A 22,037-nucleotide genomic window follows, 5' to 3' on the forward strand; every position below is an offset into this window, starting at 1 on the left:
ATTGAACGTTGTTCTTGCCGGGCCGCAGGTGCTATACCGGCAGCTGCCCGGTGTCGCGACGACGCGATGCCACGAGCGAGCGGAGTGTCCGTGGCAAACCGTGCCTTCGTCGTGGCCGCCCTGACCGTGCCGGTTCTCCTGCTGGGGACCGCGACCGCCGTGGCCGCGCCGGACACCCAAGCAGGGCGGCGGCTGACGATCGAGACCGTGTCGAACCCGCGGCCCGCGCTCGTCAGCGGGGGACAGGTCCTGGTCAGGGTCGTCGCCCCGGGGAAGACGCGGGTCAGCGCCAACGGCCACGACGTCACCTCGAGCTTCCGCCCCCAGCCGGACGGCAGCCTGCTGGGCCTGGTGACCGGCCTGCGCGACGGCGTCAACGACTTGAGCGCCAGGACGAGCGGCCACGGCCCGGACCAGCGGGCGAACCTGCGCGTCACCAACCACCCGATCACCGGGCCCGTCTTCTCCGGTGCGCAGCAGCACCCGTTCTACTGCGAGACCCAGGCGTTCGGCCTGCCGCCGGCCTCCCAGCCCTTCTGCAGCGCGCCGACCCAGGTGAGCTACCAGTACCGGACCACCGCCGGGGCGTTCGCGCCGCTGGCGGACCCGGCGACCCGGCCGGCGGACCTCGCGACGGCCACGGTCAACGGGCACGCCGTGCCCTACGTCGTCCGCGTCGAGCGCGGCACGATCGACCGCGCCGTCTACGAGCTGGCGGCGCTCTACGACGGCACGCCGTCGCCCGTCGCGCCGGACGCCGGCTGGAACGGGAAGCTGGTCTACACCTTCGGCGGCGGCTGCAACGCGGGCTACCACCAGGGCACCTCGACCGGTGGCGTCGTCAACGACCTGTTCCTGGCCCGGGGCTTCGCGGTCGCGTCGTCGAGCCTGAACGTGCTCGACACCAACTGCAGCCCGATCATCTCGGCCGAGGCGGCGATGATGGTCAAGGAGCACTTCGTCGAGACCTACGGCCCGGTCGCCCACACCATCGGCTGGGGTGGCTCGGGCGGCGCGATCCAGCAGTACGACATCGCGGAGAACTACCCCGGCATCGTCGACGGCATCATCCCCGGCGTCTCGTTCCCGGACCCGCTGAGCACGGGCGGCCCGGTGTCGGACTGCCGCCTGCTGGAGCGGTACTTCGCCGGGCCGGGCGCGTCGTTCACCGCGGCGCAGAAGCAGGCTGTCGCGGGCTTCGCCAGCTACGACACCTGCGTGTCCTGGGACAAGACGTTCGCCAGCCGCGCCACCGCGACCGGCAGCTGCAACGCGGCCATCCCGGTCGCGGCGCGGTGGGATCTGGTCACCAACCCGCGCGGGGTGAAGTGCAACTCGAACGAGCAGCTGGTCAACCAGCTCGGGCGGGACCCGAGGACCGGGTTCGTCCGCAGCCCGCTGGACACGACGGGGGTGCAGTACGGCTTGGCTGCGCTGAAGGCCGGGACGATCACCGCGGCGCAGTTCGTCGACCTCAACGCCACCATCGGCGGCCTCGACCACACCGGAGCACCGGTGCCGCAACGGATCGCGGCCGATCCGAAGGCGCTTCAGACGGTGTACGCCGAGGACATCGTGAACTCCGGGGCGCAGGGCTTGCGGGAAACGCCGATCATCGACCAGCGGACCGATCTCGACCTCGCCGGGTTCGGCAACGACATCCACACCACCGAGTGGTCTTACGTGATGCGGCAACGGCTTCTGCGCGCCAACGGCACGGCGGCCAACCAGGTCATCATCGAAAACCACCCCACCGCGGCCGAAGCGGCTGCGGCCAGCGCCTACGAGCTCGACGCGATGGACCGCTGGCTGAGCGCGATCGACGCCGACGGCTCGCACCGGAGCCGGCCGCAGAAGGTGCTGGCGAACCGGCCGGCCGACCTCGGCGACGGCTGCTACCTGTCCGCCGCGTCGCGGATCACCGAGAAGCTGACGTACCCGGCGAGCGGCCAGTGCGGCGCGCAGTACCCGGTGGCGGCCAACACGCGGATGGTGGCGGGGGAGGACCTGTCCCTGGACGTGCTGAAGTGCCGGCTGAAGCCGCTGGACTTCCGCGACTACCCGGTCACGTTCACCGCGGCGGACCGCAAGCGCCTGAGCGCGACGTTCCCCGGCGGCGTGTGCGACTACAGCCGCCCGGGTGTCGGCCGGCACGCTCCGCTCGGCACCTGGCTGAGCTACGGCGACGAACGGACCGGCACCACCCCGCCGACGAAGCTGCGGTGACGACGCCGCCCGTGGCCGTGACGGGCTCCGTCCCTCACCTCAGGTCGTTGCGCGTGACCGTCAGCTGACCGGTGACGTGGGGATCGAGCTGCTTCGCCCGCCTTCGCCACCCGGCCGCTTCGGGATCGCGGCCCATCCCGGCGAGCAGCGCGGCGAGATCGATCATGGCGACGGGGAGGTTGCCCCGGGCCGCCCGGGTCAGCCACCGCTCGGCCTCGGCGACCCGGCCGGCCAAGGCCAGCGTCAAGCCCAGGTTGTACGCGGCCTCGGCGTGGCCGGCCTCGGCCGAGCGGCGCCACAGCGACTCGGCCTCGGCTTTGCGGCCGGTCTCGTGGTACCGCATCGCCAGCGTGTTCGCCGCGACCAGCTGGCCGCCGTCGACCGCGGCTCGCAGCCAGCGCTCGCTCTCGGCCGCGTGACCGCGGGCGGCGAGCCGGGTGCCGAGGTTCGCCGCGGCGCCGCTGCTGCCTGCCTGCGCCGCCCGCCGCCACCACGATTCGGCCTCGTCCCAGGCGCCGGCGTTGCCGACGGCGACGCCGAGGTCGTTCATCGCTTCGATGTGCCCGCCGCCGGCCGCCGTCCGGAGCCATCGCTGCGCCTCGGCGTTGCGGTTTCCCTTGAGGTGGAAGAGACCCAGGTTGTACGCGGCGTCGACGGCGCCGTCCTCGGCCGCTCGCCGCCACCACGTCTCGGCTTCGGTGTCGCGTCCCGAGCGGTGCAGGATGACCCCGAGGTTGGTCATGGCGGCGAGGTGCCCGAGTTCGGCCGCTTCCCGCAGGGGCGCCTCGGCTTTGGCGGGATGGCCCTCCTCGACCAGCCGGACCGCGCGCTCCCAGGCGTTCAGCGCCCGGGCCTGGGCGGTCTCCCGCGCCGGGACGGCCTGCCGGAACTCGACGCCTTCGCCGGCCTCCACTGCCTTGCGCAGCCAGTACTCGTGCTCCGGATCGCCGGCCTGCTGGAGCAGCGAGGCGAGGACCATCGCGGAGGCGCCGTTCCCGGACTCGGCCGCTTGGCGGAACCAGTGCCGCGCGTCGGCGGTCCGGTCGGCGTCCAGCATCAGCACACCGAGGTTGTGCGCCCCGTCGGGATTTCCCTGCCGGGCCGCCCGTTCGAACAGCGCCGCGGCTTCCGCCCGGCGATCCTGTTCCACCAGTTCCATGCCGCGGACGACGTCCGCGTGCCCCGGCGGCTCGTCCCCCTGCCACCCGCTCATCCCGCTACCCCCGTCCCGGTCGTTCCATGATGCTCAGGAACTCCGGCGCGGTAAAGCGAACGGCCCTCGCCCGACCCGTTCGGCGGTGCGGTGCGCGAGCTTCCCCGAGGTGACCAGCAGCGGCGTCGAGCCGACACCGATGGGGGCGCCGCCGCGCACGAGCACACCCTTGCGAAGATCTTCCCGCGCATCGCCGAGACGGGCGTCGCGAAGGACGTGCTGACCGCGCTCGCCGCGGCGAGCTGACAGGAGCGGGACCGATGGATCTGTACCTCGAGGGGAAACGCGCGCTGGTCACCGGCGCCTCGAAGGGCATCGGCGCGGCCGTCGCCGAGACCCTGGCCGCCGAAGGGTGCGACCTGCACCTGGCCGCCCGCAACGGCGAAGCGCTGGAGAACCACGCCCGGAACCTGCGGGAGAACCACGGCGTGGCGGTGACCACGCACGCCGTCGACCTCCGGGTCACCGCCGACCTCGAAAAGCTCGCCGGGGCGGCGGGCGACGCCGACATCCTGGTCAACAACGCCGGCGACATCCCCGCCGGCACCCTGGACGACGTCGGGCCCGACCTCTGGCGGCACGCCTGGGACCTGAAGGTCTTCGGCTACATCGACCTCGTCCGGCTCGTGTACCCGCGGCTGCGCACCCGGGGGCACGGCGTGATCGTCAACGTCATCGGCAGCGGCGGCGAACGGCCGACCGCCGGGTACATCGCCGGCGGCGCGGGCAATGCGGCCCTGATGGCGTTCACCAAGGCGCTCGGCGGCGAAGGCCCGCGCCACGGCGTGCGCGTGGTCGGCGTGAACCCCGGCCCGGTCGCCACCGAGCGGGTCACCACCATGCGGGCCGCCAACGCCGACGTCGACGCCAGTTTCGCTTCGCTGCCCTCGGGGCGCATCGCCGAGACCCGTGAGGTCGCGGACCTGGTGGCCTTCCTGGCTTCCGAACGCGCCGGCTACATCAGCGGCACCATCGTCACCATCGACGGCGGGATGACGGCCGCACGCTGAACACCGGTCACGCGCACTGGCTCCGGCCCGGACAGCTGCGGAGGTAGCGCACCACCGGCGCTTCCGGGATGACCTGGTTCGCGCCCGGCAGGCCTTTCGGCCATTCGATCGACACGGCGACCGCGGAGGAGTTGTTGCGGTAGTTCGTCTCGGCCAGCGTCCGGTCGCCGTTCACGGTGTTGACGAGGTCGTACTTCCCCGCGGGCACGTGGGTGATGTCCAGCCACTGGAAGTCGACTTCGTACTTGTAGTCGTCGCCGGAGCCGACCGAAATGCCCTCGACCACGTCGAGCGCCGCCGGTTCGTGGTGGCGGCAGTTGTTGGCGCGCAGGCGTTGCGCGAGTTCGGCGTCGGCGCCGGTCGCCCCCGGCACGTGGGGCAACCCGCCGGCGTCGGCCACGGGGAAGCGGTCGCCGAGGCAGAAGCCGTTCTTCCGGTCGGTGACGATCGTCCGGCCCTGCGGGGAAACCAGCGCGAAGTTCTCGAAGTTCATCAGGTGCCAGTGCTGGTGGGCGAGCGCGGGCTCGTAGTAGGTGTACGCGCGGGTGGCGCGTTGCGCGGAACCGTAGTCACCCGGGATCGAGCCGTCGCCGCCGTTGCGCAGGGCCTGGCGCACGGTCATCTTTTCCTGCTTCGCGTTGTCGCGGCGCCCGTACAGCAACAGCGGCCCGTCGCCGACGTTCTCCTCGGAACTGGTGAAGCGCAACCGGACGGCCTTCGCCACGGCGGCCGGCACGCAGCGGCCGTTGGGCGCCGCGGGGTCGATCACCGGGCACACGTCCCAGGCCCCGCAGTGCGCGAGGTCCGTGGAGTAGCCGCCGGTGCAGCCCGGCGGGACCTGGCGGAGGTCGGGGAGCAGGAGGTCGGGGGCCGCGTCGGCGCGCGGTGCCGACGCCGGCGCCGCGGCCAGGATCGCCGCCAGCACCAGGGCAGCGTACTTCTTGGACAAAGGGTTCACCCTCCTCGGGGTTCCGGCTCGCGTCCGTCACACGATGGGCTGAGCCGGGTCGCTGGTGGACGTCAGATCAGTAGCGTGCGGGCGAACTGCCGCCGTCGAAAAGGAAAAGCATGCCGACCACCGCCGATTTCCGGGCCGTCGCCGAGAGTTCTCCCGAGGTCGTGCTCGCGGCCGTCGGGGGCGCGACCCTGGTCTGCGGGACCCGCCCCGAACTCATCAAGCTGGCGCCGCTGATGCGCTTGTTCGGCGACGAGTGCTCGATCGTCTACACCGGACAGCACTACGACGGGCCGCTCTACTCGCGCATCCGCGCGGATCTCCCGCCCTCGGAACGGTTCCTCGAGCTCGGCGTCGGCGGCGGCCGCCGCGGGGACCAGCTGGGCCGGACGATCAGCGCGGTCGACGAAGTCCTCGCGACCCACCCCGGCCGGGTCGTGCTCGTGCAGGGCGACACGACGTCCGCGCTCGCCGGCGCGCTGGCGGCCAACGCGCACGACCTCCCGCTGGTGCACGTCGAAGCCGGGCTGCGCAGCCACGACCGGGCGATGCCGGAAGAGCACAACCGGGTGCTGATCGACCACCTGGCCGACCTCTGCTGCGCGCCGACCGAGCTCAACCGCGGCAACCTGCTCGCCGAAAACGTGCCCGCCGAACGGATCGCCGTCACCGGCAACACCGTCGTGGAGGCCCTGGAAACCGCGCTCCCGCCGGCCGGCGAACGTGCGGACGTCCTCGCCGCGCACGGGCTCACGCGCGACCGGTACGTCCTGGCCACCATCCACCGGCCGGAGAACGTCGACGACCGGGCACGGCTGGCGGTCGTCCTCGGTGAGCTCGGCCGCCTGCCGGTCCCGGTCGTGTTCCCGCTGCACCCCCGCACGGCCAAGAGCATCGACCGGTTCGGGCTGCGCGGGCTCCTGGCGCCGCTCGTGGTGCTGGAGCCCCAGGCCTACCCGGCGTTCCTCGCGCTCGCCGCGGAAGCCGCCGTGCTCGTGTCCGACTCCGGTGGTATCCAAGAAGAAGCGAGTGTCCTCAAGCGACCGGTGGTCGTCGTGCGGCGCAGCACCGAGCGGCCCGAGATCGCGGGGACGTTCGGCGTGCGGGTGCCCGCCGGGCCGCGGATCGGCGAGGAAACCGCGCGGTGGCTGGACGACGTGGCCGGCCACCGCGAGCGGCTCCGGTGCCTCCCGTCGCCCTACGGTGACGGGTCCGCCTCGGCGCGGATCGTGGCCGCACTCGGCTCCGCGCTCGTTCACCGGGCCGGCTCCGCGATCGCGGGCTGATCCCGGCCGGCGGGGATGCGGTCGGTGACGTCGTTCGCGAGCGCGACGCTCGAGTTCCAGCTCGTCACTTCCGGGTAGACGTGTGCGGTCGTGGCCAGGAGCAGGTTCGTGCCCTCGACCTCGACACCGGGCCGCCGGGAAAGGTAACCCAGCGGGTACACGGGTTCGACGAACGGCGCCTTGAACACCCGCACCCCGGCGACGTCGTCCGGGCCCAGTTCCGGGTACAGCCCCCGGAGCTGGGCCGTCCACCGCGCGGCGATCGCGGCGTCGTCGTCGAGGTAGAGCTGCGAGTCGCGGTCGGTGTAGCGCATGACGTAGACGAGGTGGTGGCCGCCGGTGGTCTCGGTCCCGGCGAGCTCGGACATCGCGACGACGCCGTCGAACTCGGTGCCCGAGTGCAGCACCGGCGTCCAGTAGTGCTCGGTGAGCGCCCGGCGCAGGAAGAACACCCCGGTCACGACGCCTTGGTAGGGCAGGTCGGTCCGGGGGAGCCGGGTGGCGAGGGCGTCGTCGGAAATGCGCCGCAGCAAGGGAAGCGGCACGGTCGAGACGACGTGGTCCGCGCCGAGCACCTCACCGCCGGTCAGGGTGAGGATCGCGCTCTCGCCCGCGCTGTGCAGCCGCCGGACCGGAGCCGACGTGCGCACGGTTCCGCCGGCCCGCTCGATCGACTCCCGCAGCGCGTCGATGATCGCCTTGTAGCCGCCCGCCGGGTAGCCGCGGGTGGCGACGTTGCGCTCGCGGCCGAGCCGCTGCCACAGGTACAGCGAGGGGACGTCGCCGAAGGCCGGGCCGAACTTCGAGCCGAACATCGGCACGAAGAGCCGCTCCCAGACGACGTCGCCGTACAGCCCGCGCAGCCAGTCCTCGGTGCGCAGGTTGTCGAGGTCGCGGCCCCGGCCCAACCGCCGCAGCAGCACCGAAACCACGCCGAACCGGATCCGGTCGTGCGGTCGCAGCGCGGAGAACCGCAGCAGGTCGAGCGGGGAGTTGAACGGGTGCCGGCGGCCGTCGACGACCATGCCCATCGTGGTTTCGCGCCACCGGACGGCGTCCCGCAGGCCCAGCTCGCCCAGCAGGCCGAGCAGCGCGTCGTCGGTGGGCATGACGCAGTGGTAGAACCGCTCCACCCAGTGGTCGCCGTGGCGGAAGAACGTCCCGAGGCCGCCGAGCTGGTCGCCGGCTTCGAGCAGGGTCACCCGCGCGCCGCGGCGGGCGAGGCGGTGGGCGGCGGCGAGGCCGCAGATGCCGCCGCCGATCACGGCGACGTGCGGGGCGGTGGTCGAGTCGGACACCGGTGGCATCACAGCTTCCGGAAGGGCGCCGGGCTCAGCCGGTCGCGGGCGAGGAGTTTCAGGTACTGCGCCATGGTGCGGCGCAGCTTCAGTTTGCTCGGCCCGCGTTTGCGGTCGTACTGCAGGGCCAGCGGGACCTCGGTGATCACCGGACGGCAGTGGCGGAGCTTCAGCAGCAGTTCCACCATGCACGCGAACCCCTGCTCCTCGATGAGCCGCTCGCCCCAGTGCGCGGACGCGCGCTTCAGCAACGAAACCCGGTAGGCGCGGTAGCCGCTGGTGAAGTCCCGCACGCCGTCGACGTCGAGCGCGCGGTGGAACAGCTTCGCCGCGCCGCGCGAAAGCAGCCGGCGCCCGAGCGGCGCGGTCCGGTCGTCGCCGCCGGGGACGAACCGCGAGCAGATGGCGACGTCCGCGCCGCCGGCGATTTCCGCTTGCAGCGCGCGGATCAGGACCGGGTCGTGCGTGTCGTCGGCGTCCATCACGACGACCGAGTCGTCGGGCCCGGCCTCCTCCAGCGCCGCCCGGAGACCGGACAGCACCGCCCGGCCGAGGCCGAGGTTCACCGCGTGGCGCACGACGCGCACGTCGAGCCCGGCGCACCCCGACCCGGCCACCGCCGCCGTGGCGTCGGCGGAACCGTCGTCGACGACCCAGACGGTGATCCGCTCGGTGCGGCCCACTTCGGCGAGCCGCCGCAGCAGGGGCGGCAACGACGCTTCTTCGTTGAACGCGGGCAGCACGACGTGCGCCCGTCCGTCGCTCGCCTTCGCCGCGGGTTCCGGTTCCGCCAGGGTGGCCAGAGGTGATTCTTCGCGCACCACGTTCCCTTTGTTCGATCGGGTTGTCACTCGACCGGCATCGCTCTCCGACCGGTCGACGGGACGTATTCGGCTATGTTGTTGGGTTTCTTTAGCGGCCTGAAAAGTCCCCCGAAAGGATGGGCGTCATCGGAATTACACGCTGTTTCCTCCGATCACCGGTTCGGGTTTTCCGCGTTGCCCGAACGGGTGGGAAATCGTGAAGGAAGACGATGAAATGGCCCGCCCCGACCACCGTTTCGACCGAGGCAGACACCAGTGACTGAACTGAGAGACGCGATCTTCACCGAAGCGCTGCCGCTGCAGCGCCGCGTCCGGCCGCGCACCCGGCCGGAAAAACGGGCGCGGTCCCGCCCGTTCCTGACCCGGGTCAACGCGGTGGCGTCGCTGCTGATCGCCGTCGACGTCGCCGCCTGGGCCACCGCGGTGCTGCGGACCGGGCCCGGCCCGGTGGGCGCGGCGGTGACCGGCGTCGCGCTGCTGCTGGCCCGCACGGCCGGGCGGGTCCACCGCCGCCGGCTGTGGCTTTCGTGGCTGCAGGACCTCCCGCGCTCGGTCACCGCCACCGCGCTGGCGTTCGCGCTCGTCACCGGGGCCGGGCTGGTGTCCGGGATGGACGGTGCGAGCACCGCGGAGCTGCAGGAGGTCGTGCTGGTCTTCGCGGTGCTCGGCGAAGCGGTCCGCCCGTTCGTCTTCGCCTTCGGCCGGTGGGGCCGCCGCCGGCTGCGCCGGTGCGACCGCGCCGTCGTCGTCGGCTCCGGCCGGATCGGCGGCGAGCTGGTCCGCACCATGCTCGAGCACCCCGAGTTCGGGCTGCTGCCGGTCGGGCTCGCCGCGTCCGGACCGGCTCCGGCCGGCCTGCCCGTCGAGCCGATCGACGACGACCTCGCCGAGGCCATCACGCGGCTGCGCGCGGGCACCGTGGTCCTGGCGCCCGCCGCCGAGGGCGAGGACGACGGCGCGATCGTCGACGCCGCCATCAGCGCGCACCGGCTCGGGTGCGTGACGCTGGTGCTGCCGCACCTGTTCGAGCTGTGCCCGGACGGCCCGGGCGTCGACCGGCTCCGCAGCTACCCGCTGGTGTGGCTGGGCGGCGCGCCGACCCGGCGGCCCGGCTGGTGGGTCAAGCGGGTCGTCGAGACGACGCTGGCCGCGGTCGCGCTCGTGGTCCTCGCGCCGGTGATCGCCTGCTGCGCGCTGGCCGTCGCGGTGGAGAGCGGGTTCCCGGTCTTCTTCCGCCAGGTGCGGGTCGGCATGGACGGGCGCACCTTCCTGCTCTACAAGCTGCGCAGCGTCCGCCCGTCCGGTGTGGACGATTCGCAGGTGCGCTGGTCCGTCGTCGGCGACAGCCGGGTGGGCCCGGTCGGGCGGCTGCTGCGCCGGACGTCCCTGGACGAGCTCCCGCAGCTGTGGAACGTCGTGCGCGGCGACATGGCGCTGGTCGGCCCGCGCCCGGAGCGGCCGGTGTTCGTGCACGAGTTCTCCGCCGTGCACGACCTCTACTGGGCGCGGCACCGGGTGCCGACCGGGCTGACCGGCCTGGCCCAGGTGCACGGCCTGCGCGGGGACACCTCCATCGCGGACCGGGCGCGCTACGACAACTACTACATCGCGAACTGGTCGCTGTGGCTGGACGTGAAGATCGTCATCCTGACCGTGGGAGAGCTCTTGTGCCGAAGGCAACGCTGATGCGCCGTTTCCGGGCCGCCGCGGCCCTGCTGGTCCTGGTGGCGGGCAGCCTCTCCGGCTGCTCGACGAGCTCGGCGCAGGAGACGTCGGTGCCGCCGCCGAAGCCGCTGGCGCCGTGCGCGTGGTGGTACGGGATCGGCCAGCCGCCGACGGCGAAGGAGATCGAGCTGGCCGCCAAGCGCTACCAGGTCGTCGTGCTCAACGCCGACCAGGGCGCGGCCATGCGCCGGCTGCACGAGCTCAACCCGCAGGTGAAAGTCCTGGTGTACAAGGACTTGTCCAGCACCCGCAACTACCCGGGCGCGGTCGACGGCGGCCGCGACGCCGCCTTCCTGCCCAGCGGCATCGGGTACGTGGCCGCGCAGGACGACCACCCGGGCTGGTTCGCGGTGGACGACCGCGGCCGCCGCATCGAGTGGCAGGGCTACCCGAAGCACTGGCAGATGACGGTCTGGGACCCCGCCTACCAGCAGGCCTGGACGGACGCCGTCGTCGCGGAGACGACTCGCGAAGGCTGGGACGGCGTGTTGGCGGACAACGACTTCAACTCGCTGAGCCACTACTCGCCCGCGGTGCTCGCCGGGACCGCGAACGTGGCGGAGACCGACCGCAAGCTCCGCGACGGCCTCGACGCGTTCCTGTCCAAAGTGGGCGATGCCTTCACCAAGGCGGGAAAGCTGCTGGTGCCGAACGTGTCCGAGACGCACCTGGTGCCGGGCCGGTGGACCGCGCACTCGCGCTTCGGCGGCGCGATGGAGGAGAACTTCGGGTTCCGCGAGGACGGCGGCACGGGCGGCCTGCTGACCTTCCGCGGCAACGAGTTCCAGGAGCTGCGCGCCCAGGCGGCGCTGGGGGAGTCGTTGCTGCTGCTGGTGACCCGTACGAGGAACGCGCAGCAGGAGCGCGCGGGCTACGCGAGCGCGGCCCTGCTGGCCGGCCCCCGTACGTGCTGGACCCGCGCGACCACCGACGACTACCGCGACCCGGAGTGGTCGGCGTTGCAGGACAGCGGGTTGGGCGAAGCGGTGGACGCGGCGGGCCGCCTCCCGAACGGCGTCTGGACGCGGACGTTCACGAACGGGTGGGTCGCGGTGAACACGACGGCGGCGACGCAGACGGTGACCCCGCCGGAGGGACTGGCCGAGCCGGGGTCACCGTCGGTCGCTGTCGTGGAGCCGCCGGAGCCGGTTTCGCTCGAGGCGGCGGACGGGTTGGTGCTCGTGAAGCCGCCGAAGCCGGCTCGGGCGGTGGGGTGTGCCGGGGTGGGGTCGGGTCCGTTGATGCGGGCTTGCCGGTAGGCGGTGGGTTGCCGGTTGCGACCGGTTGCTTGTGGGGAGCCGGGCCGAGATCGGCCCGGCAGACCGCGCCCCCGGCGCTCGCCGCCGGCAGACCGCGCGACCCGCGCCGAAGCCCGTCCGGGCCGCCGGGGCGGGGTCGGGGCCGTTGATGCGGGCTTGCCGGTGAGCGCCGGCGGTCAGGACCGGTTGGCCGCCGGCGTCCTGGCGCGGACCAGCCGTTCGTAGAGGGCCAGGTGCCGCCGGGCGCACGCTTCCGGGTGGTAAAGCCGCTGAGCGCGCTCGGCGAGCAGCCGTCCGATCCGGCCCGGGTCCGGCTCCGCGAACAGCGCCCGCAACCCGCCGGCGAGCGCCTCGACATCACCCGGCGGCACCAGGAACGACCCCTCGCCCAGCATCTCGGGCACCCCACCCACCGCCGTGGCCAGCACCGGCTTCCCGGCGGCCATCGCCTCGGCCACCACGAGCGGCTGCTGCTCCATCGACGACGGCAGCACCAGCGCGTCCGCCGTGGCCAGCAGCGCCGGCACGTCCGGGCGGAACCCGAGGAACGTCACCCGCCCGGCAAGTGCCCGCGCGGCCCGTTCCGCCTCGGCGCGCTGCGGGCCGTCGCCGACGACGGTCAGCCGCGCGTCCGGCGGCAGCACCCCGGGGCGGGCGAGCGCGGCCAGCAGGTCGAGGATTCCCTTGCGCTCCACCAGAAGCCCGGCGAAGACGAGGTGCCGAACCGGGCCGCGCGGCGGGTCGGGCAAGGCCGGCTCGACGCAGTTGCCGATCCGCACGACCCGCGTCGCCGGGACCTTGAGGCGCCGGCGCAGGAGCTCGCCCATCGCTTCGGCGGGCACGACCGTCCGGTCGAGCACCCGCGCGACGACGGCGTCGGCCGCGAGCACGGTCCGCGTGTAGGGCGACGGCCCGGCCGCGCGACGGTCGCCGCGGAACCACGGTTCGGCGACGTCGTCGGGCACCCCGTGGTAGGTCTGCACGAGCGCCGGCCGCCCCTCGCCGCGCAGACCCGCGATCACCAGTCCGGCGCGCCGGTCCTGGGCGTGCACGACGTCGGGCCGCCACATCCGGATCGCGGCCCGTGCCCGTCGAGCCGCGCCGAGGTCTTCCTTGCCGGCCACCTGCAAGCAGTGGTGGAGGCCGTCGAGCAGTTCGGCGCCGCGGGCCGGCGCGGGCCCGAAGAGGCGCACGTCGGCACCATCGCGGGCGAGAGTGGCGGCCAGCCGGACGGTGACGTCGACGGGCCCGCCCCGGTCCTGGGTGAGCAGGTAGGCGATGCGGGTCATGGGGCGCGCTCCGATGTGGTGAGTTTCTCGACGAGGACGGCGATCTGGTCGGTCATGCGGCCGCGGTCGAAGGCCAGCTCGACGCGCCGGCGTCCCCGTTCCCCTTCGCGCGCCGCCGAATCCGGGTCGGCGAGCCGGGCGGCGACCGCGTCCGCGAGGCCGCCGACGTCACCCGGGGGCAGCACCGCCCCCGCGTCGGCGACGCTCTGGCGGACGCCGCCCACGTCGAACGCCACGACCGGCCGCGCGCACGCCATCGCCTCCAGCGGGACCAGCGCCATGCCCTCCGCGCGGGAGGGGAGGACCACCACGTCCGCGGCGGTGTACCAGGTCCCGGGGTCGTCCGTGTGCCCCACCCACCGCACCGACGCGTCCGGGTACCGCGCCCGCCACAACGCGCCCATCGGCCCGTCGCCGGCCAGGACGAGGTGCGCGGCCGGAACTCGCCGCAGCACCTCAGGCCACGCCGCCAGCAACTGGTCCTGGCCCTTCAGCTCGGCCAGCCGGCCCACGCAGACGGCCAGCGGAACGCGCTCCGGCACGCCGAGCCGCCGTCGGGCCGCGAACCGGTCACCCGGGAAGAACCGGGTCGTGTCGACGCCGTTGCAGACCACTTCCGCCAATGCCGTCACCCCGGCGGCCCGGCCGGCGGCGAGCTCGTCGTCGCTCACGCACACGACGAGGTCCGTCCACCGCGAGGCGAAGCGCTCCCACGCCGTCGTCGCGGGCCGCAACGAGCCGTTCGCGGTCTCGAAGGACCACAAGTGCGGCTGGAAGACCGTCGGACGGCGACCTCGCACCGCCAGCCGCCCCGCCAAGCCGGCCTTCGAACTGTGCAGGTGCACGACGTCCGGCGCCAGTTCGGCCAGGAGCCGGCGGAGCCGATGCGCTTCACCGACCGTGGCCGGACCGGGCGCTCGGTCGGCCGCCCAGCCGCGGACGTCGACACCGAGCTCCCGGGCGCGCTCGGGCAGCCGGCCCGATGGCGGGCAGACCACCGTCACCGCCCAGCCCCGATCCCGTTGCGCCGCAGCCAGTTCCAGCACGACCGCGGCCACCCCGGCCGTCACCGGCTGGGAAACGTGCACGACCTTCACCGGAGGCCGCCCCGGCGCAGTTCCGCGATGGCGGTGCGCTGCAACAGGAGCGTCGCACCCGCATAACCGGCGACGAAGACGACTGCCTGAAGAAGCCAGGAATCCGCGTGGGGCACCACGAGCGCGGGCACCGCCCCGGCGACGCAGGCCAGCAGGACACGCAAGCCCATCCCGGCCAGCGGCAGCGGCACGCCGATCCCGGCCAGCACCCGCCAGGCCACGGGGACCACCAGCCACGCCGCGGTGAGCTGGACGGCGGCGACGGCTTCGATCCCGGCGTGGGTGAACACGGAGAGCCCGGTGGCCAGCAGCGCGAGGTGCGTCGTCTCGAGCGCCAGGTACCGCCGGACGTGCCCGGTCGCCTTCACCGCCTGGTACCAGATCTGCAGGAGGCAGATCCCCACGCCGTAGCCGGACAGCAGCACGAGCGGGCCCGCGGCGGCCGCCCACCGGTCGCCCAGCAGCACGACGTGGCCGGCGAGGACGGCGAGCCCGGCGTACAGCCCGCCGGTGACCACGAGCACCGCCCGGGTGAACCGCGCGAGAGCCGGGGTCAGCGACCGGCCCTCGCGCTGCAACCGCGTGAACACCGGGAACGCGACGGCGCCGAGCACCACCGCCACCATGATGTACGGCACCCACGCGAGCCGGTAGGCCACCGAGTAGACGCCCACCGCGGCCGGCCCGAGTTCGTGCCCGACGGCGAGGTAGTCGAGGTTGACCAGCAGCGCGCCGACGACCGCGGCCGGGCCCACCACCGCCACCCAGCGCAGGGCTTCGGCGGCCGCGCCGGCGTCCCAGCACGGCCGGACCCCGCCGCGCACCAGCACACCGAGCAGCGGTTGCGCCACCGCCGTCGTCAGCAGGCCGAGCACCAGCGAGACCGGACCGGCGCCGCAGACGGCGAGCACCACGGTCAGCGCGGCGCCCAGGACCGCGCCGCCGCCGTCGGGCAGCAGCCGGCGGCGGAAGTCGAGTTCCCGGTGCAGCAGGCCCAGCTGGACGCCGCCCGCGGCCGAGAACGGCAGGCCGAGCGCGGCCAGCCGGACCAGGCCGGCGGCGTCCGGGGTGCCGAGCAGGACGGTGAGCGGGCCGGCGGCGGCCACCAGCACGACGGCCAGGGCCACCCCGGCGCCGACGCTCAGCGTCAGCACGGTGCCCGCCATCCGGCGCGGGTCCCGCGCGGTGCGGCCGATGACGTCGTAGACGCCGATCGACTGCACCACCTGCCCGAGGTTGACCAGCGCCACGGCCAGGGCCACGGCGCCGAGCTGGCCTTCGGTCAGCAGGGCGGCCAGCATCAGCGTGACCAGCATCTGGCTGCTCTTGCTGACCAGGTTGACCGCGCCGAGCCACAGCGATCCCCGGACCGCGCGGGTCCCGAGCGTCATCCGGCCACCACCGGCCGGGCGGCCCGGATCCGCGTCGACCGGACGACCAGCAGGCACCACGCGACGACGACCGCCACGCCGTCCACGGTGACCGCGGCCCGCGGCCCGAACGCCGAGACCACCGCGGAGTCCACTGTGTACAGATGGGCGAACGGGACGGCCAGCGCCAGCACCGCGGCGGTGACCAGCTTCTCGCGCCACCAGCAGAGCGCCACCAGCGCGGGCACGGCGATGAGCACGTCGCCGGGCTGGTGCACCACGCAGACCACGACGGCCAGGCACGTCAGCAGATCGGCGACCGGGGACTCGCCGTCCCGGTCGAGCCGCCGGACCAGCCGGACGCTCGTCGCCAGCACCACGGCCAGCACCACCAGCTCGATGCCGGCAGGCGCCCAGCCGGTGACGCGGAACAGCACCGCGGCGACGTCGATGCGTTGCGCCGTAAGGGAATCCACCGCGCCGTAGTCGGTGGCCCGCGCGTGGGTGAGGTTCGCGGCGACGACGTCGAGGAACGGGCCGACCCCGCCGCCGCGCACCACCAGCAGCACCACGACCGGCAGGCTGGCGGCGGCCGCGATGGCGGTGCCCGTCAACGCCACCCGGTGTGAGCCGCGGGCGTACAGCAGTACCGCCAAGGGAAATCCATACTGCGGCTTCAGCCACGCGAGCGCCAGCGCGGCCGCGGCCCAGCCCGGCCGGTCGCGCCGGGCCAGCAGCGCGCCCGCCGCGCCGAGCGCGATCAGCGGGTTGACCTGGCCGACGTAGAGCTGGGCCTTGCCGACCTGGCTGGTCACCAGCAGCGCCGCGACCACGGCCGTGGTGACCGCGAAGAGTGCGAACCGCCGGGCCGCGTGGGCCGCCAGCGCGGCGAGCGCGACGAGGAGCAGCAGCGAGCACACCGAGAACGCGATCGCGCCGGCCCGGTAGCCCGGCAGCGCGAACGGCGCGTGCAGCAGCAGGTGGTAGGGCTGGTAGAGGTTGAAGTCCTGACGCACCGGCCACCGCGCGAACATCGCGGCGGGGTCGTAGGGGTTCCCGCCGGCGAGGAACTCGCGGATCGGGAAGTACAGCGCGTCGCGGAAGTCCTGGAGCCGTTCTTCGGGCCGGTTGGCCCAGGTCGGCAGCGGCACCTGCCACGACGGCGCGAGCGCGTGCCAGGCGCTGACCCCGCCGACGAGCACCGCGACGACGAACACCGTGCGCTGCCGCGGGGTCATGCCAGGACCACCGCCACGAGCACGGCGTCCGCGGGCAGCACGCTCACAGCGGCGGTGAGTTCGTCTTGGCGACGGCCGGCGGTCACGGCCACCACGGACACGCCGTCGTCGTCGCCCTCCGGCAGGCCCGCCGCCAGTTTCGCCGCGGTCTCGGCGAGGTCCGGGCGTACCGGGAGCACCCGCACGGGCCGGCCGCCCGCGTCGCCGAGCACGGCCAGCCGGTCGGCGACTTCGGGGTCGTCGGCGCGCAGGACCGCGACCGGGCGGTGGACCCCCGCCGCGGCCAGCGCCCGGCGCACCGGGCGGGGTCCGCCACCCGGGATCAGCCGGCGGACGGCCGCGGTCGCGAGCCCGGCCGCGACCGCGCCGACCAGCGCCAGCCCGAGCACCAGCGGCACGTCCGGGGCGATCGGGACGATCTCGGGCCGCGGATCCAGCGTCCGCAGCTTCCCGGCCGGGGCCAGCAGGTCCGCGTCGATCATCGCCTTGCCGAGCGCGGTGGCCGCGGCACCGGCCTGCTCCGCCGAGGACGCCCGCACCGACAGGCGCGCGAGCCCGGACGCCGGGACCAGCTCGACGGAAACGTGCTCGCCGAGCTCGCCGGGGGAGTAGCCGGACACCGGGGCCGCGGCCTGCAGCACCGACGGGCTGCGGGCCAGCTCGACCAAGGCGGGCAGGGTCAGCGAGACGACTTCGCCGTATTGAGCGGCGTCGGCCGCCGGAGTGGCCAGCAGGCTGACGCGGCCTTGGAACTCGTCGCCGCGCGCCAGCCCGATGACGAGCACGAGCGCCCCGGCCAGCAGGGCGGCGGCCACGCTCAGCGCGGCGGTGCGGGTCGCGAGGTCTTTCACCGGACTCCTCGGAGCAGTTCGTCGTAGGACTTCATCAACACGTGCGGGTCGTACTCCCGCTGGATCGTGCGCAAGCCGAGCGCGGCCGCGGCTTCGCGCGCGGGCTCGTCGAACAGCAGCGTGTTCAGCGCAGCAGCCGTCGCCGCCGGATCGCCCGGGGGCACCACGAGCCCGCCGCCGTCCGCCAGGACGTCGCCGACTCCGCCCACGTCCGTCGCGACCACCGGGCGCCCCGCCGCCAGGGACTCCAGCACCGCCAGCGGCAGGCCTTCCCAGTCGCTGGTGAGGACCGTGACGTCGGCGGCCGCGAGCAGGTCGGCGACGTCGGTGCGGGTGCCGAGGAACTCCACCCGGCGCCCGAGCGCCTCGGCCCGGCGTTCGAGTTCGGCGCGCAGGCTGCCGTCGCCGGCCAGCCACAGCACCGCGTCGCCGTCGACCGCCGCCCAGGCGTCGAGGAGGACGTCGTGGCGCTTCTGCGGCTCCAGCCGCGCGAGGCAGAGCGCGACCGGCGTCCGCGCAGGCACGCCGAGCGACGCCCGCACCTCGGCGCGGCCGAACACCGGCGGCCGGGCGAACACGGCGTTGCGGATCACCGCCGGATCGGGGAAACCGGAGCCGGTGAGCTGGCCGGCGGTCGCCGGCGAGACCGCGACGACCTGCCGGGACGTGCGCCGCAGGATCCGGACGGCGGCCGGGACGTCGGCGGCGGCGACGCCGTGGAAGACGGTCACCACCGGCCGCCGGGTGGCGAGCCGGGCGACCAGGCTCGCGCCGACGTTGTGCGCGAGCACGACGTCGGGCCGGAACCGCGTCTCCGCGCGACGGACCGCCCACGCCGCCTTCAGCACGCCCGTCTTGCTGCGGCGGGCGAGCGGGACGGGGAACGCCGGCGTGCCGGCCGCGGCCAGCTCGTCGGCGCGGAAGCCACCACCGCTGGCGACCGCCGACTCCCAGCCGTACTCCCCGCCGTGGGCGACCATCCCGGCCACGAGCGTCTCCGCCCCGCCGGCGCCCAGCTCACTGATGACGTGCAGCACCCGCATCGGCGCTTCCCCCTCCTTCTCGGCGAACCTGGGTCCCCGCCGCGACGGCGAGCGCGGCCAGCGACCACAGCGGCAGGTAGTACTGCTCGGACAGGAACGTCGAGGTGACCAGCACCGCGAGCAGGGACGCCTGGATGGCGACCGCCTCCGTCCGCCGCGGGCCCGGGCCCGCCAGCCGGACGGCCCGTTCGCTCGCCACCGCGGCGACCCCGGCCACCCCGGCGAACAGCGCGAACCCGGGCAGGCCGAGTTCGGCGGCGACCTCGAGGTACATGTTGTGCGCCACCGGGGTCTGCTCGTCGATCTCGGCGTTGTGCGACTCGGCGGCGTACCGCTCGCGGAAGCCGCCCGGGCCGACGCCGAGCACCGGGTGCGCGGTGACCATCCGGGCCGCCGCCTGCCAGCGCAGCTCGCGGGTGTCCACATTGGACGCGGCGATGAAGCTCTTCTCCTGCACCGCGCGGGCCAGGTGCGGGCCGGCGACCAGGAGCGTCCCGAGGCCGAGCGCGACGACCGCGGCGGCCGTCGCGGCGACCAGCCGCCACGGCAGCACCCGGCGCACGAGCAGCCAGCCGGCCGCGGCGGCCAGCCCGAGCGCGCCGCCGCGGGAGAACGTCGCCGCCGCGCCCGCCACCAGGACCACGCCCGCGATCGCCGTCGCGACGGGCCGGACGCGGACCGCCACGAGCAGGGGAACGGCCGCGACGAGGAAGTACGCGAGGTCGTTGGGATCCGGCTGGGGACCGCTCGCCCGGGCCTGACCGTCGGCGACCAGGCTGACGAGGGCGCCCGCGCCGGCGACGGTGGCCCCGGCGGCCGCGGCCAGCAGCAGCCACCGGATCGGCACCTCCCGGCCCGCGACGTCCGCGAGCACGGCGGTGACCACCAGGAACGGCAGCCAGCGCACGGTGTACTCCGCGGTGAACGGCCCCGCGGAATGCCAGGCGGCCGTGGCGGCCAGCACCACGGCGAGCAGTGCCAGCACGGCGTGCAGCGGCGTCGGCCGGGGGAACCTGCGCTGCCCGGCGCGGACCGCGAGCCAGACCACCGTGAGCAGCGCCGGGGCGAGCTTGCCGAGCTGGCCCTGCACGGCCGTCAGGTAGCCCTCGACCGGTGCCAGCGCGACGGTCGCGCAGGCGAGCACCGGCAGCGGCGCCGGCGCCCGGAACGCGCGCCGGGTCAGGGCGAACGCGGTCATCGCCCGCCGGCCAGCCGCGTGACCGGCCGGGTGCGCCGCACCTCGGACTGCCGGACGTACTCGCCGGTGCCGACGACGTCGAAGTGTTCGCGCAGGGTGGCGAGCACCCAGCCCAGCCACGCCACCTTCCGTGTGCCCGGGGCCGCCATGCCGGGGAAGAACTCCATCCCGGGCGCCTCGGCACCGCCGAGGACGTCGGTGGGGTGCAGCAGGAGGGAGGGCGCGACCCCGCGGGCGAGGCAGAGCCGCAGCGCCGTCCGGAAGTACGCGCGGGCCAGCCGCGGCGACGCCTCGTGCAGCCGCAGCAGGTACGAGCCGTGGATCGGCGTGCGCAGCAGCGGCATCGTCGTCACCGGGAGCTCCACGAGCGCGCTGCCCCCGCACGTGCGCCAGCGGTAGGCGTGCACCGGCGCCAGCACCCGGGAGAAGCCGCCGAACAGTTCGCCGAGGCCCTCGCCGCCGGCCCCCGAGCGCACGGTCCGGTTGTGGTACGCCCGGGCCAGCGGGCCGATCCAGGTCGGCAACGTGCTGGCGTCGTAGGCATACCCGCGTTCGGCGAGCAGCTCGACCAGATCCCGCGTGACGCTGTAGCCGGGTCCGCGGAAGCCGGTCAGCCGGGGCACGCCGACGGCGGCGATCGCCTCCTCGGTCCGGCTCAGCTCGTCCTCGAGCCGGTCGCGGGAGTACCGGTGCAGCCAGGGTTCGTGGCCGAAGGAGTGGTTCGCGACCTCGTGCCCCGCGGCGGCGATCGCGGCGACCGCCTTGGCGCCGTCTTCGCGGACCGCGTCGGCGCCGACCACGAAGAACGTGAGCCGCTGCCCGTCCAGGACTTCGAGCAGCCGGGGGACCGCGGTGTCCAGGTAGCTCGGGTGGTCCCGCCAGGAGGAGTCGCCGTGGGTTTTGAGGTACGCCCAGAGGTTGTCGAGATCGACCGACACGCTGGCGAGGGGCCGCGCGCTCACGCGGCCTCCCGGACGACGGCGGTGGCGGGCCGGGACCGCGCGCCCAGCAGGAGCACACCGGTCACGACGACGGCGAGGCCCGCGGCGATCCACGGCCCGTGCCCGTCCGCGACGCGGTCGCCGAGGACGGTGAGGCCGGAGACCGACGCGAGCACGATCGTGGTGGCGTCCGCCGTCGCGACGACGGCCGGTGCCCGGCCGCGCTGGAGCGCCACCGCCATCGACGCCTGCCCGAGCACGGCGGCGACCAGCATCAGCCACGTCAGCGGCTTGCCCGGCAGCGCGGCGAGGTCGAGGTGGGCCAGCGCGCGGCTCGCGACCGCCACGACGGCGAACGCGACGCCGGAGAGCACCGCGGCGGGCAGGAACGTGTCCGCCCGGCCGGCGAAGACCATGGCGAGCCCGATCCCGAGCACCACGACGGCGAGCGCGGCCACGCCCGCCGCCGGGAGGTCCGCGGCGGCGGAGGCGGACGACGACCCGGCGAGGACGACGAGCCCCGCCGCCAGCAGCACCAGCGTCAGCGCTTCGCCGGCGCCGATCTCCCACCCCAGGACGACCACCCCGAACACCGTGGCCAGGCCGATCGCCGACGACGAAGCGGTCTGGACGAGGTACAGCGGCAACGACGCGCGGGCGGCGAACGCGAGCGCGAACCCGCCGGCCTGACCGGCGAAACCCAGGAGGTAGACCGGGTCGGCGGCCAGGCGGGCCAGCAAGCCGAGCCCGGCCCCGCGCCGGTCACCGGCTCTGCGGGCGGCGACGCTCTGCGCGACGATGCCCACCGCGTAGAGCACCGCGGACGCGGCGAGCACTGCGTAATCCATCGCGGGCGAATCCTTCGGTCGGGAGTACGGCGAAGCTTAGGAAAAGCGGCGGCGCTTCTCTTTCGGAGGATCGAATTGACGAGCGGGTGACGGAATGGCGTGCGAACGGCTCCCGTTGTTTGCCCGGAAGTGTGATGTGTGCAGGGATTTCGGCTGTCGTGGCACGGTGCGTGACGAATTACCGGGAAAACATCGAGGCGGAGCAGTTCTTTCTTCGGTGATTCGCGGAGCTGCCCTCGGAAAGGAACACCGTTTCGGGTTGCGAACAGGCGGTCAGCGGATCGTGCGTGTCACACGATCGGTGCTCCGGCTGGACACCGGCGTGTCCGCCCCCGGCTGCTCCGGCCGGGTGCGCGGCCGTGTCAG

19 protein-coding genes are annotated in these 22,037 nt (G+C 74.3%); 6 read left to right on the forward strand and 13 right to left on the reverse strand.

Annotated elements, in window-relative coordinates; all coding sequences use genetic code 11:
• The first annotated feature begins 90 nt into the window (after positions 1–90).
• A complete protein-coding gene (locus tag ACERZO_RS18895; RefSeq protein ID WP_372665994.1) occupies positions 91–2,226 on the forward strand; it encodes a DUF6351 family protein in 2,136 nt (711 codons plus the stop codon).
• A 34-nt stretch (positions 2,227–2,260) separates the two neighbouring features.
• On the opposite strand, the gene ACERZO_RS18900 is transcribed toward ACERZO_RS18895, so the two are convergent.
• Positions 2,261–3,439, reverse strand: a complete 1,179-nt coding sequence (locus tag ACERZO_RS18900) for a tetratricopeptide repeat protein (RefSeq protein WP_372665995.1) — start codon at positions 3,437–3,439, stop codon at positions 2,261–2,263.
• Between the two features lie 90 nt (positions 3,440–3,529).
• Here ACERZO_RS18900 and ACERZO_RS18905 point away from each other — a divergent pair, with 90 nt between their 5' ends.
• Both ACERZO_RS18905 and ACERZO_RS18910 read left to right on the forward strand, forming a co-directional pair.
• Positions 3,530–3,685, forward strand: a complete 156-nt coding sequence (locus tag ACERZO_RS18905) for a hypothetical protein (RefSeq protein ID WP_372665996.1) — start codon at positions 3,530–3,532, stop codon at positions 3,683–3,685.
• Positions 3,686–3,699: 14 nt separating this feature from the next.
• Positions 3,700–4,449, forward strand: a complete 750-nt coding sequence (locus tag ACERZO_RS18910) for a short-chain dehydrogenase/reductase (protein WP_372665997.1) — start codon at positions 3,700–3,702, stop codon at positions 4,447–4,449.
• Between the two features lie 7 nt (positions 4,450–4,456).
• On the opposite strand, the gene ACERZO_RS18915 is transcribed toward ACERZO_RS18910, so the two are convergent.
• The gene (locus tag ACERZO_RS18915) at positions 4,457–5,398 is read right to left on the reverse strand and encodes a lysyl oxidase family protein (RefSeq protein ID WP_372665998.1); all 942 of its coding nucleotides are present in this window, start codon (positions 5,396–5,398) and stop codon (positions 4,457–4,459) included.
• Between the two features lie 119 nt (positions 5,399–5,517).
• Here ACERZO_RS18915 and wecB point away from each other — a divergent pair, with 119 nt between their 5' ends.
• Positions 5,518–6,690, forward strand: a complete 1,173-nt coding sequence (gene wecB / locus ACERZO_RS18920) for a non-hydrolyzing UDP-N-acetylglucosamine 2-epimerase (RefSeq protein ID WP_372665999.1) — start codon at positions 5,518–5,520, stop codon at positions 6,688–6,690.
• Here wecB and ACERZO_RS18925 read toward each other — a convergent pair.
• Entirely contained in the window at positions 6,660–7,988 is a 1,329-nt protein-coding gene (locus ACERZO_RS18925; protein ID WP_372666000.1) for an NAD(P)/FAD-dependent oxidoreductase, read from the reverse strand. The two genes, wecB and ACERZO_RS18925, sit on opposite strands and share 31 nt — an antisense overlap.
• Before the next feature lie 8 nt (positions 7,989–7,996).
• Complete coding sequence (locus ACERZO_RS18930; protein ID WP_372666001.1) at positions 7,997–8,809, reverse strand: glycosyltransferase; 813 nt, start codon at positions 8,807–8,809, stop codon at positions 7,997–7,999.
• A 258-nt stretch (positions 8,810–9,067) separates the two neighbouring features.
• Between ACERZO_RS18930 and ACERZO_RS18935 the strand changes: the two genes are divergently transcribed.
• The gene (locus ACERZO_RS18935) at positions 9,068–10,498 is read left to right on the forward strand and encodes an exopolysaccharide biosynthesis polyprenyl glycosylphosphotransferase (protein WP_372666002.1); all 1,431 of its coding nucleotides are present in this window, start codon (positions 9,068–9,070) and stop codon (positions 10,496–10,498) included.
• Positions 10,498–11,796: a putative glycoside hydrolase family 15 protein gene (locus tag ACERZO_RS18940; protein ID WP_372666003.1), complete on the forward strand. Its 1,299-nt coding sequence runs from the start codon at positions 10,498–10,500 to the stop codon at positions 11,794–11,796. The genes ACERZO_RS18935 and ACERZO_RS18940 overlap by 1 nt, the downstream gene beginning before the upstream one ends.
• Positions 11,797–11,972: 176 nt before the next feature.
• Here the strand turns inward: ACERZO_RS18940 and ACERZO_RS18945 are convergent, their stop codons facing one another.
• From ACERZO_RS18945 to ACERZO_RS18985, 9 genes are read right to left on the reverse strand one after another with little or no spacing between them, the layout of a single operon-like run.
• Entirely contained in the window at positions 11,973–13,085 is a 1,113-nt protein-coding gene (locus tag ACERZO_RS18945; protein WP_372666004.1) for a glycosyltransferase family 4 protein, read from the reverse strand.
• Positions 13,082–14,173 (reverse strand): glycosyltransferase, encoded by a 1,092-nt coding sequence (locus tag ACERZO_RS18950; protein WP_372666005.1) that lies wholly within the window; start codon positions 14,171–14,173, stop codon positions 13,082–13,084. The genes ACERZO_RS18945 and ACERZO_RS18950 overlap by 4 nt, the downstream gene beginning before the upstream one ends.
• Positions 14,174–14,178: 5 nt before the next feature.
• Positions 14,179–15,573 (reverse strand): oligosaccharide flippase family protein, encoded by a 1,395-nt coding sequence (locus ACERZO_RS18955; protein ID WP_372666006.1) that lies wholly within the window; start codon positions 15,571–15,573, stop codon positions 14,179–14,181.
• A complete protein-coding gene (locus ACERZO_RS18960) occupies positions 15,570–16,790 on the reverse strand; it encodes a glycosyltransferase 87 family protein (protein WP_372666007.1) in 1,221 nt (406 codons plus the stop codon). The genes ACERZO_RS18955 and ACERZO_RS18960 overlap by 4 nt, the downstream gene beginning before the upstream one ends.
• The gene (locus tag ACERZO_RS18965; protein ID WP_372666008.1) at positions 16,787–17,641 is read right to left on the reverse strand and encodes a hypothetical protein; all 855 of its coding nucleotides are present in this window, start codon (positions 17,639–17,641) and stop codon (positions 16,787–16,789) included. The genes ACERZO_RS18960 and ACERZO_RS18965 overlap by 4 nt, the downstream gene beginning before the upstream one ends.
• Positions 17,638–18,684, reverse strand: coding sequence for a glycosyltransferase (locus ACERZO_RS18970; protein ID WP_372666009.1), 1,047 nt, complete (start codon positions 18,682–18,684; stop codon positions 17,638–17,640). The genes ACERZO_RS18965 and ACERZO_RS18970 overlap by 4 nt, the downstream gene beginning before the upstream one ends.
• On the reverse strand, positions 18,659–19,882 hold the full coding sequence (locus tag ACERZO_RS18975) for an O-antigen ligase family protein (protein ID WP_372666010.1): 1,224 nt from the start codon (positions 19,880–19,882) through the stop codon (positions 18,659–18,661). The genes ACERZO_RS18970 and ACERZO_RS18975 overlap by 26 nt, the downstream gene beginning before the upstream one ends.
• On the reverse strand, positions 19,879–20,844 hold the full coding sequence (locus tag ACERZO_RS18980) for a polysaccharide deacetylase family protein (RefSeq protein ID WP_372666011.1): 966 nt from the start codon (positions 20,842–20,844) through the stop codon (positions 19,879–19,881). Before ACERZO_RS18980 ends, ACERZO_RS18975 begins: the two co-directional genes overlap by 4 nt.
• Positions 20,841–21,671 (reverse strand): hypothetical protein, encoded by an 831-nt coding sequence (locus ACERZO_RS18985; protein WP_372666012.1) that lies wholly within the window; start codon positions 21,669–21,671, stop codon positions 20,841–20,843. Before ACERZO_RS18985 ends, ACERZO_RS18980 begins: the two co-directional genes overlap by 4 nt.
• Positions 21,672–22,037 lie beyond the last annotated feature (366 nt).

The sequence above is a fragment of the Amycolatopsis kentuckyensis genome (genome assembly GCF_041679295.1).
Lineage (GTDB): Bacteria > Actinomycetota > Actinomycetes > Mycobacteriales > Pseudonocardiaceae > Amycolatopsis > Amycolatopsis kentuckyensis_A.

Excerpts from the sequence above, each read along its gene's own strand:
- ACERZO_RS18900 (WP_372665995.1), bottom strand. The coding sequence starts at position 3,439 with ATGAGCGGGTGGCAGGGGGACGAGCCGCCGGGGCACGCGGACGTCGTC.
- ACERZO_RS18910 (WP_372665997.1), top strand. The coding sequence starts at position 3,700 with ATGGATCTGTACCTCGAGGGGAAACGCGCGCTGGTCACCGGCGCCTCG.
- wecB (WP_372665999.1), top strand. The coding sequence starts at position 5,518 with ATGCCGACCACCGCCGATTTCCGGGCCGTCGCCGAGAGTTCTCCCGAG.
- ACERZO_RS18940 (WP_372666003.1), top strand. The coding sequence starts at position 10,498 with ATGCGCCGTTTCCGGGCCGCCGCGGCCCTGCTGGTCCTGGTGGCGGGC.
- ACERZO_RS18945 (WP_372666004.1), bottom strand. The coding sequence starts at position 13,085 with ATGACCCGCATCGCCTACCTGCTCACCCAGGACCGGGGCGGGCCCGTC.
- ACERZO_RS18955 (WP_372666006.1), bottom strand. The coding sequence starts at position 15,573 with ATGACGCTCGGGACCCGCGCGGTCCGGGGATCGCTGTGGCTCGGCGCG.
- ACERZO_RS18960 (WP_372666007.1), bottom strand. The coding sequence starts at position 16,790 with ATGACCCCGCGGCAGCGCACGGTGTTCGTCGTCGCGGTGCTCGTCGGC.
- ACERZO_RS18970 (WP_372666009.1), bottom strand. The coding sequence starts at position 18,684 with ATGCGGGTGCTGCACGTCATCAGTGAGCTGGGCGCCGGCGGGGCGGAG.
- ACERZO_RS18975 (WP_372666010.1), bottom strand. The coding sequence starts at position 19,882 with ATGACCGCGTTCGCCCTGACCCGGCGCGCGTTCCGGGCGCCGGCGCCG.
- ACERZO_RS18985 (WP_372666012.1), bottom strand. The coding sequence starts at position 21,671 with ATGGATTACGCAGTGCTCGCCGCGTCCGCGGTGCTCTACGCGGTGGGC.